At 72.6% G+C, this 15,621-nt stretch carries 12 protein-coding genes and 1 pseudogene; 6 read left to right on the top strand and 7 right to left on the bottom strand.

Annotation, left to right across the window (positions count from 1 at the left end; translation table 11 throughout):
- Window positions 1-33 precede the first annotated feature (33 nt).
- The 4 genes from DTL70_RS18975 to DTL70_RS18960 are packed head-to-tail and all read right to left on the bottom strand — an operon-like array spanning window position 34 to window position 4,370.
- A complete protein-coding gene (locus DTL70_RS18975) occupies window positions 34-813 on the bottom strand; it encodes a CDP-alcohol phosphatidyltransferase family protein (protein ID WP_114023228.1) in 780 nt (259 codons plus the stop codon).
- Window positions 791-1,852 (bottom strand): iron-containing alcohol dehydrogenase family protein, encoded by a 1,062-nt coding sequence (locus DTL70_RS18970; protein WP_114023131.1) that lies wholly within the window; start codon window positions 1,850-1,852, stop codon window positions 791-793. The genes DTL70_RS18975 and DTL70_RS18970 overlap by 23 nt, the downstream gene beginning before the upstream one ends.
- Complete coding sequence (locus DTL70_RS18965; RefSeq protein WP_114023130.1) at window positions 1,840-2,592, bottom strand: phosphocholine cytidylyltransferase family protein; 753 nt, start codon at window positions 2,590-2,592, stop codon at window positions 1,840-1,842. Before DTL70_RS18965 ends, DTL70_RS18970 begins: the two co-directional genes overlap by 13 nt.
- Window positions 2,589-4,370, bottom strand: a complete 1,782-nt coding sequence (locus tag DTL70_RS18960) for a DUF5941 domain-containing protein (protein ID WP_114023129.1) — start codon at window positions 4,368-4,370, stop codon at window positions 2,589-2,591. Before DTL70_RS18960 ends, DTL70_RS18965 begins: the two co-directional genes overlap by 4 nt.
- A 236-nt stretch (window positions 4,371-4,606) precedes the next feature.
- Between DTL70_RS18960 and galE the strand changes: the two genes are divergently transcribed.
- Both galE and idi read left to right on the top strand, forming a co-directional pair.
- Entirely contained in the window at window positions 4,607-5,608 is a 1,002-nt protein-coding gene (gene galE / locus DTL70_RS18955; protein ID WP_114023128.1) for a UDP-glucose 4-epimerase GalE, read from the top strand.
- Between the two features lie 228 nt (window positions 5,609-5,836).
- A complete protein-coding gene (gene idi, locus DTL70_RS18950; RefSeq protein ID WP_114023227.1) occupies window positions 5,837-6,397 on the top strand; it encodes an isopentenyl-diphosphate Delta-isomerase in 561 nt (186 codons plus the stop codon).
- 184 nt (window positions 6,398-6,581) lie between these two features.
- On the opposite strand, the gene DTL70_RS34975 is transcribed toward idi, so the two are convergent.
- Window positions 6,582-7,088, bottom strand: a complete 507-nt coding sequence (locus tag DTL70_RS34975) for an ATP-binding protein (protein ID WP_425470383.1) — start codon at window positions 7,086-7,088, stop codon at window positions 6,582-6,584.
- 372 nt (window positions 7,089-7,460) lie between these two features.
- Here DTL70_RS34975 and DTL70_RS18940 point away from each other — a divergent pair.
- From DTL70_RS18940 to DTL70_RS18930, 3 genes and pseudogenes are all read left to right on the top strand, one after another.
- Window positions 7,461-8,296 (top strand): annotated as a pseudogene (locus tag DTL70_RS18940) (enoyl-CoA hydratase/isomerase family protein).
- 76 nt (window positions 8,297-8,372) lie between these two features.
- Complete coding sequence (locus DTL70_RS18935) at window positions 8,373-9,245, top strand: SCO6745 family protein (RefSeq protein WP_114023126.1); 873 nt, start codon at window positions 8,373-8,375, stop codon at window positions 9,243-9,245.
- A gap of 151 nt (window positions 9,246-9,396) precedes the next feature.
- A complete protein-coding gene (locus DTL70_RS18930; protein WP_114023125.1) occupies window positions 9,397-11,835 on the top strand; it encodes a Tex family protein in 2,439 nt (812 codons plus the stop codon).
- Between the two features lie 63 nt (window positions 11,836-11,898).
- Here DTL70_RS18930 and DTL70_RS33595 read toward each other — a convergent pair whose 3' ends face one another.
- A complete protein-coding gene (locus tag DTL70_RS33595; RefSeq protein ID WP_181860983.1) occupies window positions 11,899-12,963 on the bottom strand; it encodes a DUF8094 domain-containing protein in 1,065 nt (354 codons plus the stop codon).
- 72 nt (window positions 12,964-13,035) lie between these two features.
- The gene (locus DTL70_RS18920) at window positions 13,036-13,719 is read right to left on the bottom strand and encodes a nitroreductase family protein (RefSeq protein WP_114023124.1); all 684 of its coding nucleotides are present in this window, start codon (window positions 13,717-13,719) and stop codon (window positions 13,036-13,038) included.
- Window positions 13,720-14,004: 285 nt separating this feature from the next.
- Here DTL70_RS18920 and DTL70_RS18915 point away from each other — a divergent pair, with 285 nt between their 5' ends.
- Window positions 14,005-15,621 carry an ABC-F family ATP-binding cassette domain-containing protein gene (locus tag DTL70_RS18915; protein WP_114023123.1) on the top strand — a complete coding sequence of 539 codons (1,617 nt, stop codon included), beginning with the start codon at window positions 14,005-14,007 and terminating at the stop codon, window positions 15,619-15,621.

Raw genomic sequence — 15,621 nt, 5'->3', positions numbered from 1 at the left:
CGTCCTGGCTGTCCCGGCTCACGTCGCCCCCTGTCACTTCAGCCTGCTGGAGGCGAGGATGGACACCAGGTGCAGCAGCGTCTGGACAACCGCGATGCCCGCCAGGACTGCCACACCCAGCCGGGAGAAGAACAGATCCCCGCGGACCTGGTCCACGACCGCCAGCACCACGATCAGCAGCGACGCCTCGATGCCGAGGACCAGCCGGTGGAACTTCAGCGCCGCCGCCGCCCTGCGGGCCAGCGCCATCCCGGAGGAACGCGGCTCGGACGCCGACTCCTTGACCGGCGGCAACCCGCCCTGGTGCCGGGCGACGCCCACCAGGTCGGACTCCGCCTTGATCAGGATGGCGCCGAGCGCGGCCAGGGTGCCCAGGAAGGCCCACAGCCAGTCGATGCGCCCGCTCCCCCACAGATCGGCGGCGCGCAGGCCGAAGCCGACCAGCACCGCTGCGTCGCACAGATAGGCGCCGACCCGGTCCAGATAGACCCCGCCCAGCGAGAACTGCTTCTTCCAGCGGGCCACCTCGCCGTCGACGCAGTCGAGCAGCAGATACGCCTGGACCATCAGCGCGCCGAGCACGGCCCCGGCGATCCCGGGCACCAGCAGCGCGGGCAGCGCCAGGACGCCGGCGAGCGTCATCACGTACGTCAGCTGGTTGGGCGTGACCCGGGTGTTCACCAGGTGCCGGTCCACCCGCAGCGAGATCTCGCGCATGTAGAGCCGGCCGGCCCAGTGCTCACCGCTGCGCCGGTCCTTCACACCCTCGGGGTGGACGACCGGCCGCAGCTCAGCTACCGATGGTTTGTGCATAGTCCGCGTACGCGTCCCTGATCTGGTCGGTGGACAGGTCGAGGTGTTCGAGGATCGTGTAGCGCCCGGGGCGGGTCTGCGGTGCGTACGCGACGGCCTCGACGAACTCGTCGCGGTCGAAGCCGATGTCCGCGGGCAGCACCGGCAGCCTGTGCCGGCGCAGCACCTCGACCATCAGCTTGGCCGTGTCCTTGTCCCCGCGCAGGTAGGTGGCGAAGGCGGCGCCGAGTCCGCACTGCTCGCCGTGGGGCGCGGCCCGCTTGGGGTAGAGCAGGTCGAAGGCGTGGTTGATCTCGTGGCAGGCGCCCGACGCGGGACGGCTGTCGCCCGCGACCGACATCGAGATGCCGGTGAGCACCAGCCCCTCGGCCAGCACCTGGAGGAAACCGTCGTCGGACACGTCGCCCGGGTGGTGCAGGATCGCTTCTCCCGCCTGGCGGGCCATGGCGGCGGCGAGCCCGTCGATGCCCTCGCCGCGCTGCTCGTGGCCCAGCTCCCAGTCCTTGACCGCGGAGATGTTGGAGATCACGTCGCCGATGCCGGAGCGGATGTAGCGCTCGGGCGCCTCGCGGATGACGTCGAGGTCGATGACGACGGCGATCGGGTTGGGCACCCCGTAGGAGCCGCGGCCCGCGTCGTTGTCGAGGGTGGCGACAGGCGAGCACAGGCCGTCGTGCGACAGGTTCGTGGCGACGGCGACCAGCGGCAGCCCGATGCGGGCCGCCGCGTACTTCGCACAGTCGATGATCTTGCCGCCGCCGAGCCCGACCACCGCGTCGTAGCGGCCCGACTTCATGGCGTCGGCGAGCTTGATCGCGTCGTCCAGGGTGCCGCCGCCGATCTCGTACCAGGAGGCGTTGGGCAGCAGCGGAGCGAACCGGTCGCGCAGCGCCGCGCCCGAGCCGCCGCTGATCGCGAAAGCGAGCTTGCCGTTGGTGGAGATCCGCTGATCGGCCAACAGGCCCGCCAGGTCGTCCAGGGCGCCGCGGGAGATGTCCACGACGACCGGCGACGGAATGAGGCGGGTCAGTACTGGCATGCGATCTCCCGGCCCTTGGCGAGATCGTCGTGGTTGTCGATCTCGACCCACTTGACGTCGCCGATCGGGGCGATGTCGACCTTGAAGCCGCGGTTGACCAGCTCCTGGTAGCCGTCCTCGTAGTAGAGCTGCGGGTCCTTCTCGAAGGTGGCCTTGAGCGCGTCGGCCAGCTCGGCGCCCGCCTCGGCCTCGATGAGGGTAAGCCCGATGTACTCGCCGGTGGCCTCCGCCGGGTCCATCAGCTTGGTGATCTTCTGGACGCCCTTCTCGGGGTCGACGACGACCTTCATCTCCTCGTCGGCCAGGTCCTTGACGGTGTCGAGCGCCAGGATGATCTTCTGGCCGTTGCCGCGTGCGTCCAGCAGCGTCTTCTCGACGGAGACGGGGTGCACGGTGTCGCCGTTGGCCAGCAGCACGCCCTCCTTGAAGACCTCGCGGGCGCAGTAGAGGGAGTAGGCGTTGTTCCACTCCTCGGCCTTGTCGTTGTCGATCAGGGTGAGCTTGACGCCGTGCTTGGCCTCCAGCTCGGCCTGCCGCTCGTAGACGGCCTCCTTGCGGTAGCCCACGACGACCGCGACGTCGGTGAGACCGACCTCGGCGAAGTTGGCCAGGGCGATGTCGAGGACGGTAGTCGCCTCCCCCCCCTCTTCAGGGCCTACGGGCACCAGGGCCTTGGGCAGGGTGTCGGTGTAGGGGCGCAGACGCCGTCCGGCGCCGGCGGCCAGCACGAGGCCGATCATGCGGGTTCTCCTGTTTCGTCGTGTACTGCGGGTGCTTGCGAGGACACCCAGAAACGGATGCTCTCGGCGAGCACCAGGACCGCGATGACCACGGCGAGCGCGGTCAGCGCGAAGATGAAGCCCTCGGGGTGCCCACCGCCCAGCCACAGGGCGGCGACGACGGCGACCACCAGGGTCCGTCCTTCGTGCCCTGCGACCGCCCGCACCAGCCAGTGCGGAGGCGCTCCGGTGCCACCGCGGATGCGGTACACCGTGTCGTAGTGATGGTAGGCGAGAGCCGCGACCAGCCCGAAGGCCGCGGGAAGCGCGCCGTCGGCCTGGGAGCGTGCGGCCAGCACCAGGATCGTGCCGTATTCCGCGATACGGAAGATCGGGGGCAGCAGCCAGTCGAGGGGGCCCTTGAGCGGCCGCGCGAGCGCCACACCCGAGCACAGCGCGTACCCGGCGGCCGCCAGGACAGGCCAGTAGCTGCCCAGCGGCGTGGCCCACGCGGTGGCCAGGATCACGGCACCGCCCAGCAGGGCGAGCGCGGGCACGCCCAGGCTCGGCAGGGCGACCGGGCGCAGCACACGGGCGGCGAGCTCGGCGAGCGGACCGCTGTCGGTGAGCGCGCGCACCCCCTCGGCGGCGCGGTCGGTGCGCGCCCTGCGGCGCACGGAGCGCAGCAGCCGCCCCGCGGTCGTGTAGCAGGCGGCGAAGGCGCCCGCGATCAGCAGCACGACGAACGTGACGCGCGGCGTGGTGGCGGCCGTCAGGACGGCGATGAGGGCCCATCGCTCACCGATGGGCAGCACTATCATCCGGCGCACCCACACCGTCCACCCCGCGGAGTCCAGCCGCTGGGAGAGCACGGCGGTGGGACTGCTGTTGGCGGAGGCGTCGTGGCCGGCCTCGTTGAAGGAGAAGTCGACGGTGTGCCGCGCGGTCATCAGCAGCATGGCGCCCAGCGCCAGTGCCCACACGTCCTCGCCGCCGCGGGAGGCGCCCAGCGCCAGGCCCGCGTAGTAGGAGTACTCCTTGGCGCGGTCGAAGGTGGCGTCCAGCCAGGCGCCGAGCGTGGAGTACTGGAGGTCGTAGCGGGCGAGCTGCCCGTCGGTGGCGTCCAGGACGAAGGAGGCGATCAGCAGCACGCCGGCCGCCACGAAGCCCCACCGCTCCCCCGTGGCCGCGCAGGCGGCCGCGATCAGCGCGGTGACGAGCGAGCCGGTGGTGACCTGGTTGGGGGTCAGCCCCCGGCGGGCGCACCAGCGCGCGAGGTAGCGGGAGTAGGGGCTGATGCAGAAGGTGGTGAAGAAGCCGTCGCGGGACTTGACCGCGGAGCGCAGCCGCACCTGCTCGTCGTCCACGGCGGCGACGGCCTGCTCGCGTTCCCGGCGCTGCGTCTGGCTCGCGGGCACGTCCGCGACCAGCACGCCCAGCTCCGGGCGGTGCACCTCGACCCCGGCGGCCTCCAACGCGCGGGCCGCCTCGTCGGGGTCGCCCGCCAGCCGGGGCTCCAGCGCGGCGCGGGCCCCGGGTGTGAGGCCGAGCACGCCGGGAAGCGCGCCCGCCGCGAAGCGGGGGTCCTTCAGCGCGAGCCGCAGCGCGTGGGTGTGCCCCACGAAGCGGGGGTCGATCAGGGCGAGCCGTTCACCGGGCGCCGCCGCTGCCAGGTGGGCGCCCACAGCGGTCGCGTCGTCGGCGTCGTCGGCCACGCGCACGTCGAAGCCGAGGGAGCGCAGGTCGGCCTCCAGCGACGACCCGGCGACCGGCGGACCGGTGAGGATGGCGGTCGACAGAACGAACTCACTCCTTGGAAGCTGGCATGCCCGCGCGAGAAGGGGACAACGAAGGCAGCGGGCAGCATGCGCCGTCGCCCTCCGGGGCCGGCAGCACGTCGGCAGAGAGTATCCGATCGTCGGAACGAGCCTTCACCGAGCGTTCATCGGCCCGCTGTTGCCGGTGGCGCACCTGCGCGCACCAGCATGGTCGATCACCGGCTCGGCTCACAACCGGGGCCGATAGGGTGCGGGACATGACGTGGTTGATCACAGGTGGCGCCGGGTACATCGGCGCGCACGTCGCGCGGGCCATGACCGCCTCGGGCGAGGGGGTCGTGGCGCTGGACGACCTCTCCACGGGCCTGTCCGAGCGGCTGCCCGCCGAGGTGCCACTGGTGCGCGGCCCGGTGTCGGACACGGCGCTGCTGTCCCGCACGCTCGCCGAGCACCGGGTGACGGGTGTGATCCATCTCGCGGCCAGGAAACAGGTGGGCGAGTCGGTCGAGCAGCCGCTGCGCTACTACGAGGAGAACGTGCACGGCCTGGCGTGCCTGCTGCGTGCCGTGGTGGACGCGGGCGTGCGCCGGTTCGTCTTCTCCTCCTCCGCCGCCGTCTACGGGATGCCCGACGTGGACGCGGTCACCGAGCGGACCCCGACGGTGCCGATGAATCCCTACGGCGAGACGAAGCTGGCCGGGGAGTGGCTCGTGCGCGCCGCGGGCCGCGCCCACGGGATCGACACCGCCTGCCTGCGCTACTTCAACGTCGCAGGCGCCGCCGCCCCCGAGCTGGCCGACGTGGGGGTCTTCAACATCGTGCCGATGTTCTTCGACGCCCTCACGCGCGGCGAGGCGCCCAGGATCTTCGGGGACGACTACCCGACCGAGGACGGCACGTGTGTCCGCGACTACATCCACGTCCAGGACCTGGCCGACGCGCACGCCGCCGCCGCGCGCGCGATGGCCGCGGGCGGCGGCGCCGCGGACGGCCGCGACCTGACGCTCGACGTGGGCACGGGCGAGGGCGTCTCCGTGCGGGAGATGGCCGAGCTGGTGGCCGAGGTCACAGGGCGGCACGAGCCCGCGCCCGAGGTGGGGCCGCGGCGCCCGGGCGACCCGGCGCGGGTGGTCGCCTCGGCGCGGCGCATCCGCGAGGAGCTGGGCTGGCAGCCGCGGTTCGGGGTGCGCGAGATGGTCGCCACGGCGTGGGAGGGCTGGCTGCTGCGGCACCCCGAGGCGCGCACCGCGGCCGGCTGAGCCGTCTCGTGCGGTCTGGGCCGTACCGCCGCACCGCACCGGGTCGCTGAATCCATGTGTGGGCCTGAACGGCACGCACGGCGACGCGGCGGACACAAAGGGGGCTCGCGCGATCGGACAGCGGCACGATCGTGCGCGAAAGCGACAAATTCGCGCAGAATGCACAGTTGCGGCGCAACCTACGGCACACTGGGTCGCGCTGCCCACCGGCCCACGAGAAGGATGACCATGGCGAACAGCTCAGCGGCCCCGATCATGCTCGAACTGGTCGACGAGGACGGGACGACGATCGGCACCGCGGAGAAGCTCTCCGCCCATGTGGCGCCCGGCCGCCTGCACCGCGCCTTCTCCGTCTTCCTCTTCGACGACGAGGGAAGGCTGCTGCTCCAGCGCCGCGCGCTGGGCAAGTACCACTCACCGGGCGTGTGGTCGAACACCTGCTGCGGGCATCCGTACCCCGGCGAGGCGCCGTTCGCCGCCGCCACCCGGCGCGTCGGCGAGGAACTGGGCGTCGCGCCCGCGCTGCTCCGGGAGGCGGGCACCGTCCGCTACAACCACCCCGACCCGGCCTCGGGCCTGGTGGAGCAGGAGTACAACCACCTGTTCGTGGGGCTGCTGCGCGAGGAACTGCGCCCGGATCCCGAGGAGATCGCCGAGGTCGCGTTCGTGACGGCGGGGGAACTGGAGAAGCGGCACGCGACGGACACCTTCTCGACCTGGTTCATGACCGTGCTGGACGCCGCACGCCCCACGGCCCGCGAGGTGACAGCCGGCGCCGGCGACTGGTGAGCTGAGGGGAAGGGCCCCGACGCAGGAATGTGGGAGGGCGCCCCGGAGGGGCGCGGGGAACTGCTCCCCCAGCCTTCGGCCGGGAGGTGCCCCCACAAAGCACAACCCACCCGCAGACCGCACACCGCGGACAGTGGCACCCCCGGCTCGAACAAGGGCAAGGTCAAGAGCCGCAGGAAAGGCCCTACGCGGCAGCCAACGGCAGTGCCGCCCAGATGACCTTGCCGCCCGCACCGGTCTGCTCCACGTCGCAGACGCCGCCCGCCTCCGCGGTGAGCGCCTTGACCAGCAGCAGCCCGCGGCCGCCCGTGTGGTCCCCGGCCGGCTCGGCGGCCAGCGCCTTGGGCCGGTAGGGGTGGCCGTCCTCGACGGCCACCCGCAGCAAGCCGCCGCCCAGCGCGATCTCGACCCCGATCGTCGGCGAGAGCAGCGCGGCGTGCCGTACCGCGTTGGTGACCAGCTCCGAGAGGATCAGCAGCACGCCCTGGAGCGTCTCGTCCGGCACGTGTGTGGGCTGTCGCGCCAGCAGGTCGCGCACGGCGTGGCGGAGCCGGGGTACCGAGGCGTCGGTGGCGGGCGCGGCGAACCGCCAGCTGCCCTCCTGCCAGGCGCCCTCCTGGGCGGGCGCAGGCGTGCGGGTGCGTGCGTACTCGGGCCCGCCGTCGTGCGCGCAGCCGACGGTGCGGTGCACGGACCGCTCGCCGCGCTCCCGCGGCGGCGCTGCCCTCGCCGCCCGGTTCGCCGTGCCCGCGGCTTCCGCCTCCCCGGCGCTCCCCGCGGCCGGGGACGGTGTTCTCCCGGTGGCCGCGGGGGCCTCGTCGATGACGGCGGAACGCTGTGCACCGCGGCTCTCCATCTGAGTACCCCGCTCTCTCGGTCGGACTCGTGGCCACACATCTGGCCTGTACTTGCAGATGCACTTGCACTGAATGGTCGTACCGCGCGGGGCCGGTCTGTGCGGCTGACCGCAACTGGGCACTTATCGATGGCATTTGACAGAAGACTTACGCACCGGTCGCCTAGCTGACAGAAACCTGGTGGGCTCCGGATACGATCACGCGCCATGGAGCCCACCCTGCTCACGGCGTGCGACGACGCGGGCGTCGCCACCGTCACCGTCCGCCATCCGGCCAAGCGCAACGCGATGACCCCCGGCATGTGGCGCCGGCTCCCCGCGCTGCTGGCGGAACTGGCCGCCGAGCCCCGGGTACGGGTGCTGGTGCTGACCGGCGCGGAGGGCACCTTCTGCGCGGGCGCGGACATCGGCGCACTGCGCGACGCCGCGCCCGGCCACGCGGCACACGGCGACGCGGCAGACGGCCACGCCGCAGGCGGCGCGGCCCGGGAGCAGCAGACGCTCGCCGTGGCGGCCGAGGAGGCGCTGGCGGCCTTCCCCAAGCCGTCGCTCGCGGCCGTACGCGGGCACTGCGTGGGCGGCGGCTGCCAGCTCGCCGCCGCCTGCGACCTGCGCTTCGCCTCTCACGACGCGCTCTTCGGCATCACCCCGGCCAGACTGGGCCTCGTCTACCCGGCCTCCTCCACCGAGCTCCCCCAGCCTCCGGCTGGGAGGTACCCCCAGTACGCCTGACCGGGCCGGCGACCGCCAAGTTCCTGCTCTTCTCCGGGGAACTGATCGACGCCGCACGCGCGCTGCGCACCGGGCTGGTCGACGAGGTGCACCCGGCCGACGCGCTGGACGCACGCGTCACCAGCTTCGCGCACACGCTCACGGAGCGCTCCGCGCTGACCCAGGCCGCGGCCAAGGAGTTCGCCGACGGCCGCACGGGGCCCGACCGCGTCGCGCACTGGCGGCGTGAGGCGGCGGGCGGCGACGAGGCCGCCGAGGGGGTGGCGGCCTTCCTGGAGCGCAGGGAGGCACGCTTCGGGTGGCGGCGGTGACAGGAGGGCCCGGCGGAGCGGAACAGCCGGTTCCCCTGCCCTTCTGGTCGACCGTACCGCCCGGTAGCGTACGGGCATGACGTCACTTCCCGAACGCGCCGGGCGGCGCTGTCACAACGCCCTCAACGTCCTGCACTCCGCGCTGTACTTCTCACCCGCGTTGGGCAGGGAACTGGCGCCCTACGGCATCGACGACCCGCACGCCATCAACCTGGCCACGCGCTCCGCGCCGCTGGGTGCCGTGGGCGCCGGCACGGTGACGGCCACGTTCTACAACTACAGCCACTCCCTCGTCGCCCGCTTCGTCCCCGAGGTGTGGGACGCGGCCTCCCCCGAGACCGTGCTGGCGGCACGGCTGCGGGCCGTCGACGCGACGCTGCGGCACCTGCTGGGCGAGGAGACCGTCGCCTCCCCCCACATGGCCGAGGCCGCCCGGCTGGCCCTGCGCGCCACCGAGGGCTGCACCCGCTCGGGGCGCCCGCTCCACTCCGCCAACGCCGACCTGCCCACCCCACCGCTCGAGACGGCCCCGCACCTGGCGCTGTGGCACGCCGCGACGCTGCTGCGCGAGCACCGCGGGGACGGCCACATCGCCGCGCTCCAGCACGCCGAGCTCGACGCGTTGGAGGCCGTGGTCAGCCACACCGCCAGCGGGCGCGGCATGAGCCCCAAGTGGGCCATGAGCACCCGCGGTTACAACGCGCAGGACTGGGCGGCCGCCCAGCGCAGGCTGACCGAGCGCGGGCTGCTGGGCGGCGACGGGGAGCTGACCGAAGCGGGCACCGCGCTGCGCAAGCACCTGGAGGAGGAGACCGACCGGCTCGACCGGCGCCCCTACGAGCTGCTGGGCGCCGCGGACGTGGCCCGGCTGACCGAGCTGGCGTCGGGCTTCGCGCGCACCGCGGCCGAGGCAGGCGCCTTCCCCGCCGACGCGTTCGGCAAGGACTGAGCACACAGCCTGCCGGGGGCCGCGTACGGGCCGTCTCGCGCCCGCACGGGACGGCTCCGACCGCGCCCGCCTGCGCCCGGGTGTCGGACCGGCCTGCCACAATGCATGCCTACCGGGGGACCACAGCACCGAGAAGGCGGAACCAACCATCGTGACGACGACCATCGAAGGCAGGATCGCCGAGGAGCTCGGCGTACGCGAGCGGCAGGTCCGTGCCGCTGTCGAGCTGCTCGACGGCGGGTCGACCGTGCCCTTCATCGCGCGCTACCGCAAGGAAGCGACCGAGATGCTCGACGACGCGCAGCTGCGCTCACTGGAGGAGCGGCTGCGCTATCTGCGGGAGCTGGAGGAGCGGCGCGAGGCGATCCTGGAGTCCGTGCGCTCGCAGGACAAGCTCACCGAGGAGCTGGAGGCGCGCATCCGTGCCGCCGAGTCCAAGGCCCGGCTCGAGGACATCTACCTGCCGTTCAAGCCCAAGCGGCGCACCAAGGCGCAGATCGCCCGCGAGGCCGGTCTCGAGCCGCTGGCCGAGGGGCTGCTGGCGGATCCGACGGTGGAACCGGCCGCGGCCGCCGTCGCCTTCGTCGACGCCGACAAGGGCGTCGCGGACGCGGCCGCCGCGCTGGAGGGCGCCCGTGCCGTCCTCACCGAACGCTTCGGCGAGGACGCCGACCTGATCGGCGAGCTGCGCGAGCGCATGTGGGAGCGGGGCCGGCTGGCCGCCACGGTGCGCGAGGGCAAGGAGGCGCAGGGCGCGAAGTTCGCCGACTACTTCGACTTCTCCGAGGCCTTCACCGAGCTGCCCTCGCACCGGATCCTGGCCATGCTGCGCGGCGAGAAGGAGGAGGTCCTCGACCTGACCCTCGCCCCGGAGCCGGCGGGCGAGGAGAGCGAGGGCCCCACGTCCTACGAGCGCTCCATCGCGCAGCGTTTCGGCGTGCGCGACGAGGGGCGCCCGGCCGACGCGTGGCTGGCCGAGACGGTGCGCTGGGCGTGGCGTACGCGCGTGCTGGTGCACCTGGGCATCGACGTGCGCACCCGGCTGCGGACGGTCGCCGAGGACGAGGCGGTGCGGGTCTTCGCCACCAACCTGCGTGACCTGCTGCTCGCCGCGCCCGCCGGCACCCGTGCCACCCTCGGCCTCGACCCGGGGCTGCGCACGGGCGTGAAGGTGGCCGTGATCGACGCGACGGGCAAGGTCGCCGCCACCGACACGGTCTATCCGCACGCGCCGCAGAAGCAGTGGGACGAGTCGCTGGCCAGGCTCGCGGCGCTCGCCGAGACGTACGAGGTCGAGCTGGTCGCCATCGGCAACGGCACGGCCTCCCGGGAGACGGACAAGCTCGCCGGTGAACTCCTCGCCGCCAAGCCCGAGCTGAAGCTGACGAAGGTGACGGTCTCCGAGGCGGGCGCCTCGGTCTACTCCGCGTCCGCCTACGCCTCCCAGGAGCTGCCCGACCTGGATGTGTCCCTGCGCGGCGCCGTCTCCATCGCGCGCCGCCTCCAGGACCCGCTGGCCGAGCTGGTGAAGATCGACCCGAAGTCCATCGGCGTCGGCCAGTACCAGCACGACCTGTCCGAGGTGAAGCTGTCGCGCTCGCTGGACGCGGTGGTGGAGGACTGTGTGAACGGCGTCGGTGTGGACGTCAACACCGCCTCGGCGCCGCTGCTCTCCCGGGTCTCGGGCATCGGCTCGGGCCTCGCGGAGAACATCGTCGCCCACCGGGACGCCAACGGGCCGTTCACCAGCCGTACGGCCCTCAAGGACGTCTCGCGGCTCGGGCCCAAGGCGTTCGAGCAGTGCGCGGGCTTCCTGCGCATCCGCGGCGGCGAGGACCCGCTGGACGCCTCGGCGGTGCACCCGGAGGCGTATCCGGTGGTGCGCGGGATCGTCGCCACCTCGGGTACCGACGTGCCGTCGCTGATCGGCAACACGAAGGTGCTGCGGGCGCTGGATCCGCAGCAGTTCGTGGACGGTTCGTTCGGTCTGCCGACGGTCACCGACATCCTGGGCGAGCTGGAGAAGCCGGGCCGCGACCCGCGCCCCGCCTTCCGTACGGCGAGCTTCAAGGAGGGTGTCGAGAAGCTGGGCGACCTGGCTTCCGGCATGGTGCTGGAGGGCGTGGTGACGAACGTCGCGGCGTTCGGCGCCTTCGTCGACGTCGGCGTCCACCAGGACGGCCTCGTCCACGTCTCGGCCATGTCAAGGACGTTCGTGAAGGACCCGCGCGACGTCGTCAAGCCGGGTGACATCGTCAAGGTCCGCGTGCTGGACGTGGACGAGGCCCGCAAGCGGATCTCGCTGACGCTGCGTCTCGACGACGAGCCGGGCGCGCAGGGCGGCGAGGGCCGCCGCGGCGGCTCCCGGGACCGGCAGCAGCAGCGGGGCGGCGCCCCGCGCCAGCGCCAGGGTTCGCCCCGCGAGGGCGGCAAGAGCGGCGGCGGCAAGGGCAGCGGCGGTGCAGGCGGCAAGAGCAGCGGTAGCGCGGGCGGCAAGGGCGGTGGCGGCGGCAAGCGTCGCGGGTCCGCCGCGTCCGCGCCGGCGAACAGCGAGATGGCGGAGGCTCTGCGCCGGGCCGGCCTGGCCTGAGGTTCCGCGCCGCGTGGTGGTGTCCGTGCCCTGGCGGACCGCGGACACCACCGAAGCGGCGTCTCAGCTGGTGACGCCCGGCATGCGGCCCTCGGAGTCGGTGCCGGGCGCCGCGCCGGTCATGATGTATTCGGAGGACAGCAGCCGGGCCTTGCCGTGGGGCGGCAGGTGGGCGCTGGACTGGTGCAGCCAGTCGACGAAGAAGGAGGGCCGTCCCGTCTCACCGACGTAGACCTTCATCTCGCCGGAGGGGTGGATGGTGGCGGTCGCCTGTGTGCCCCGGTCGTGTTCGCGCACCTGGGTGCTGAAGAGGGCGAGCGCGCCGCCGTCGCTGGTGCGCAGCGCGTGCAGTTGCTCGTCGCCGGACTCGCCGCGGCTGAAGACGGCCTCGGCGTAGGGGGTGAGCAGCTTGTTCTGGGTCTTGGGTACCTTGCGGATCCAGTGGGTGGCCTTGGAGGAGGCGAACCCGGTGGACTCGGTCGATCCTTCCTCGCTGTAGAGGTCGAACAGGGCGTCGGAGAGGCCGGACGGGGCGAGCGCGCCGCGCTTCTTGTCCGGGTCGGTCACGGGCTGCGCGAAGCCGTCCTCGTCCTTGGCGATGCGCGGGATCTTGGTGGTGTCGCTGTAGCTGGCGGCGACGAGCCGCCAGCCCTGGCTCTTCTTCTGCATGACGAAGATGCCGGGATACTTGTTCTTCTTCTGGCCGGGGCTCTTGGAGTGGGCCACCATCACGAACCAGTCGGCGGTGCCCTTGCGCGGTATGTAGAACTTCCGGTCGATGTAGTTGAAGGGCTCCTTGTACTCCTCGATCCGCTTCTTCTTCCAGTTCTTCTGGAGCCGGAAGGTGGCCTTGCTCTCCTGGTAGACGGGCCCGGCCTCGGCCTGGGAGATCACTTTCGCGTCCGAGTGCTTGTTGGCCCGGTTGTTGATGCGCTCGTAGCGGTCGAAGATCTTGCCGGCCTGCGCGCGGGTGACGACCCCTGTCGCGGGCCGGTCCTTGGCGTCCGCGGCCTTGTGGCCGCCGCCTGCCGCGTCCTGCGCGCCGTCCGAGCCGCCGCACCCGGCCGCCGCGAGGACGAGGCTGCCCGCGCAGGCGAGGCCCGCTGTCCCCCGTGCCCAGCTGTGCATGTGTGTTCCCCTTCGTCACTGTGGTGAGCAGGAGTATGCACGGTGCCGGGCACGGGCAGGACGGCAGGATGGTCACAACACGATCATCACTTCGTCCAGCGGCTTGCGTCGCAGGTCGGGCACGTGTGCGCCGGGGGCCGGGTAGCCGACGGGGATGACGTAGGCGCCGCGCTCCTCGGCGGGCCGTTCGCAGACCTCGTTGAGGAAGCGCATGGGGCTGGGGGTGTGGGTGAGGGTGGCCAGGCCCGCCTGGTGGAGCGTGGCGAGGAGGAAGCCGACGGCGATGCCGACGGACTCCTTCGTGTAGTAGGGGCGCGGCGTGTGCGGGCCCTTGTGGACCTCGAAGACGACGATGACGGCGGGCGCCGTCTCCAGGAACGGCTTGTGCGCGTCGGTGCCCAGCGGAGCGAGGGCCTCCAGCCACTCGTCGGAGGCCCGGCGCCCGTAGAACTCGCGCTCCTCGGCCTCGGCCGCCTCGCGCAGCCGCCGCTTGCGCGCGGGGTCGGTGAGCACGACGAAGCGCCACGGCTGGACGTGGGCACCGCTGGGGGCGGTGGAAGCGGTGCGCACGGCCCACTCCAGCACCCCTTCGGGCAGGGGCCCGGGGTCGAAGTCGCGGACGGTGCGGCGCCGTTCCATGAGGGCGTGGAACGTCTCGGCCCGCTCCTCGGCCTGCTGGGCGGTGACCCGCATCGGCCGCAGCGGCACGGTCGGACGGGGGGTCGGCCCCTGATCGGACTGCGTGGTATGGACCATAGCGGCAGCACAGCACACCGCCGCCCGCCGGGAAAGTCTTGCGTGGCGGGCGGCCGCCCCGTATGGTCTTTGGTGGCTCTGTTGTCGTTGATCGGAGAGGTCTTGCTCGTCTGAGGTCTGAGACGCCGTGTGCCCCGTCTGTGTGCCACGTGTGTGACCTCGGAAGTGAGCCGACCCCGTGTCGGAGCCGCTCTCCTGCTGGTTCCCGCCCCGCGTATCCCGTCTTCGGGGTCCGGTGTCTCCCGCGTTGTCCACCGCCCTTCGCGAGGCGACCAGGAGGCCCCCGTGAACACCCCTTCCCCCGCTGTGACCTGCACCCGGCTGACCTTTTCCTGGCCGGACGGCACCCCTGTCCTCACCGCTCTCGACCTGTCCTTCGGCCCCGGGCGCACGGGGCTGATCGGGCTCAACGGCACCGGAAAGTCCACCGTGCTGAAACTGATCGCAGGCCGGCTGCGCCCCGACTCCGGCAGCGTCAAGGCCGCCGGGGAGGTCGGCTATCTGCCGCAGGACCTGACCCTGGACTCGTCGCTGCGCGTCGACGAGGCGCTGGGGATCGCCCGCGCCCGCGCGGCGCTGCACGCCATCGAGGCGGGCGATGTCGCCGAGGAGCACTTCACCGCCGTCGGCGACGACTGGGACGTGGAGGAGCGTGCCAGGGCGACGCTGGACGAGCTCGGTCTTGAGCACGTCGGCCTCGACCGCTCCATCGGTGAGGTCTCGGGCGGCGAGTCGGTGCTGCTGCGGCTGGCGGCGTTGCTGCTGGCCCGGCCCGACGTGCTGCTGCTGGACGAGCCCACCAACAATCTCGACCTGGTGGCCCGGCGCAGGCTGTACGCGGCGGTCGCCGCCTTTCCCGGCGTGCTCGTCGTGGTCAGCCACGACCGGGAACTCCTCGCGCTGGTCGACCGGATCGCAGATCTGCGCGACGGGGAGGTCACCTGGTACGGCGGCAACCTCGCGGCGTACGAGGAGGCTGTCTCCGCCGAGCAGGAGGCGGCCGAGCGGATGGTGCGCGCGGCCGAGACGGATGTGCGGCGGCAGAAGCGCGAGTTGTCCGAGGCCCAGACGAAGCTGGCGCGGCGCGCGCGCCAGGGCAGGAAGGTGGCCGCCAGCCGGAGCGAGCCGAAGATCCTGCTGGGCGCGCGCAAACGGAAGGCGCAGGAGACCGCGGGCAAGAGCCGCGTCCTGCACGAACAGCGTCTGGAGGATGCCAAGGAGCGGCTGGAGGCGGCCGGCGAGCGGGTGCGCCAGGATGCGGAGATCCACGTGGAGTTGCCGTTCACGGCGGTGCCGCGCGGCCGTCGGGTGCTCACGCTGGGGGACGTGGAGCTGCGCAACGGCGCCCGCGCGGAGCTGGAGGTGCACGGCCCCGACCGGATCGCGCTGGTCGGTCCGAACGGCGCGGGCAAGACGACGCTGCTGCGGACGGTCGCCGGGCTGCTGCCCGCCGTCGCGGGCGAGGTGGCCACCCACGTGCCGCTGCGCTATCTGCCCCAGCGGCTGGACGTGCTCGACGACGGGCTGTCCGTGGTGGAGAACGTGGCGGCCCTGGCCCCGGAGGCCACCAACCAGCACATCAGGTCCCGGCTCGCCCACTTCCTCTTCCGCGGGGCCCGCGCGGACCGCCCGGTGGGCACCCTCTCGGGCGGCGAGCGGTTCCGTGCCACGCTGGCGGCGGTGATGCTGGCCGAACCGGGCCCGCAGCTGCTGATGCTGGACGAGCCGACCAACAATCTGGACATGGCCAGCGTCCGGCAGCTGCGTGAGGCCCTGGCCGCCTACCAGGGTGCGCTGGTGGTCGCCAGCCACGATCTGCCGTTTCTGCGGGAGCTGGGGATCACCCGGTGGCTTCGGCTGGCGGAGGGCGAGATGCGGGAGGTGACGGGCGAGGAACTGTAG

This window comes from Streptomyces diacarni (assembly GCF_003323715.1).
In the GTDB taxonomy this organism is placed as follows: domain Bacteria; phylum Actinomycetota; class Actinomycetes; order Streptomycetales; family Streptomycetaceae; genus Streptomyces; species Streptomyces diacarni.
Note: the sequence above shows the minus strand (reverse complement) of the source record. Positions and strands in the feature narration are given on the sequence as shown.

Coding starts and splice junctions, on each gene's coding strand:
- galE (WP_114023128.1), top strand. CDS start 4,607: ATGACGTGGTTGATCACAGGTGGCGCCGGGTACATCGGCGCGCACGTC.
- DTL70_RS18935 (WP_114023126.1), top strand. CDS start 8,373: ATGACGTCACTTCCCGAACGCGCCGGGCGGCGCTGTCACAACGCCCTC.
- DTL70_RS18975 (WP_114023228.1), bottom strand. CDS start 813: ATGCACAAACCATCGGTAGCTGAGCTGCGGCCGGTCGTCCACCCCGAG.
- DTL70_RS18970 (WP_114023131.1), bottom strand. CDS start 1,852: ATGCCAGTACTGACCCGCCTCATTCCGTCGCCGGTCGTCGTGGACATC.
- DTL70_RS18920 (WP_114023124.1), bottom strand. CDS start 13,719: ATGGTCCATACCACGCAGTCCGATCAGGGGCCGACCCCCCGTCCGACC.
- DTL70_RS33595 (WP_181860983.1), bottom strand. CDS start 12,963: ATGCACAGCTGGGCACGGGGGACAGCGGGCCTCGCCTGCGCGGGCAGC.
- DTL70_RS18965 (WP_114023130.1), bottom strand. CDS start 2,592: ATGATCGGCCTCGTGCTGGCCGCCGGCGCCGGACGGCGTCTGCGCCCC.
- idi (WP_114023227.1), top strand. CDS start 5,837: ATGGCGAACAGCTCAGCGGCCCCGATCATGCTCGAACTGGTCGACGAG.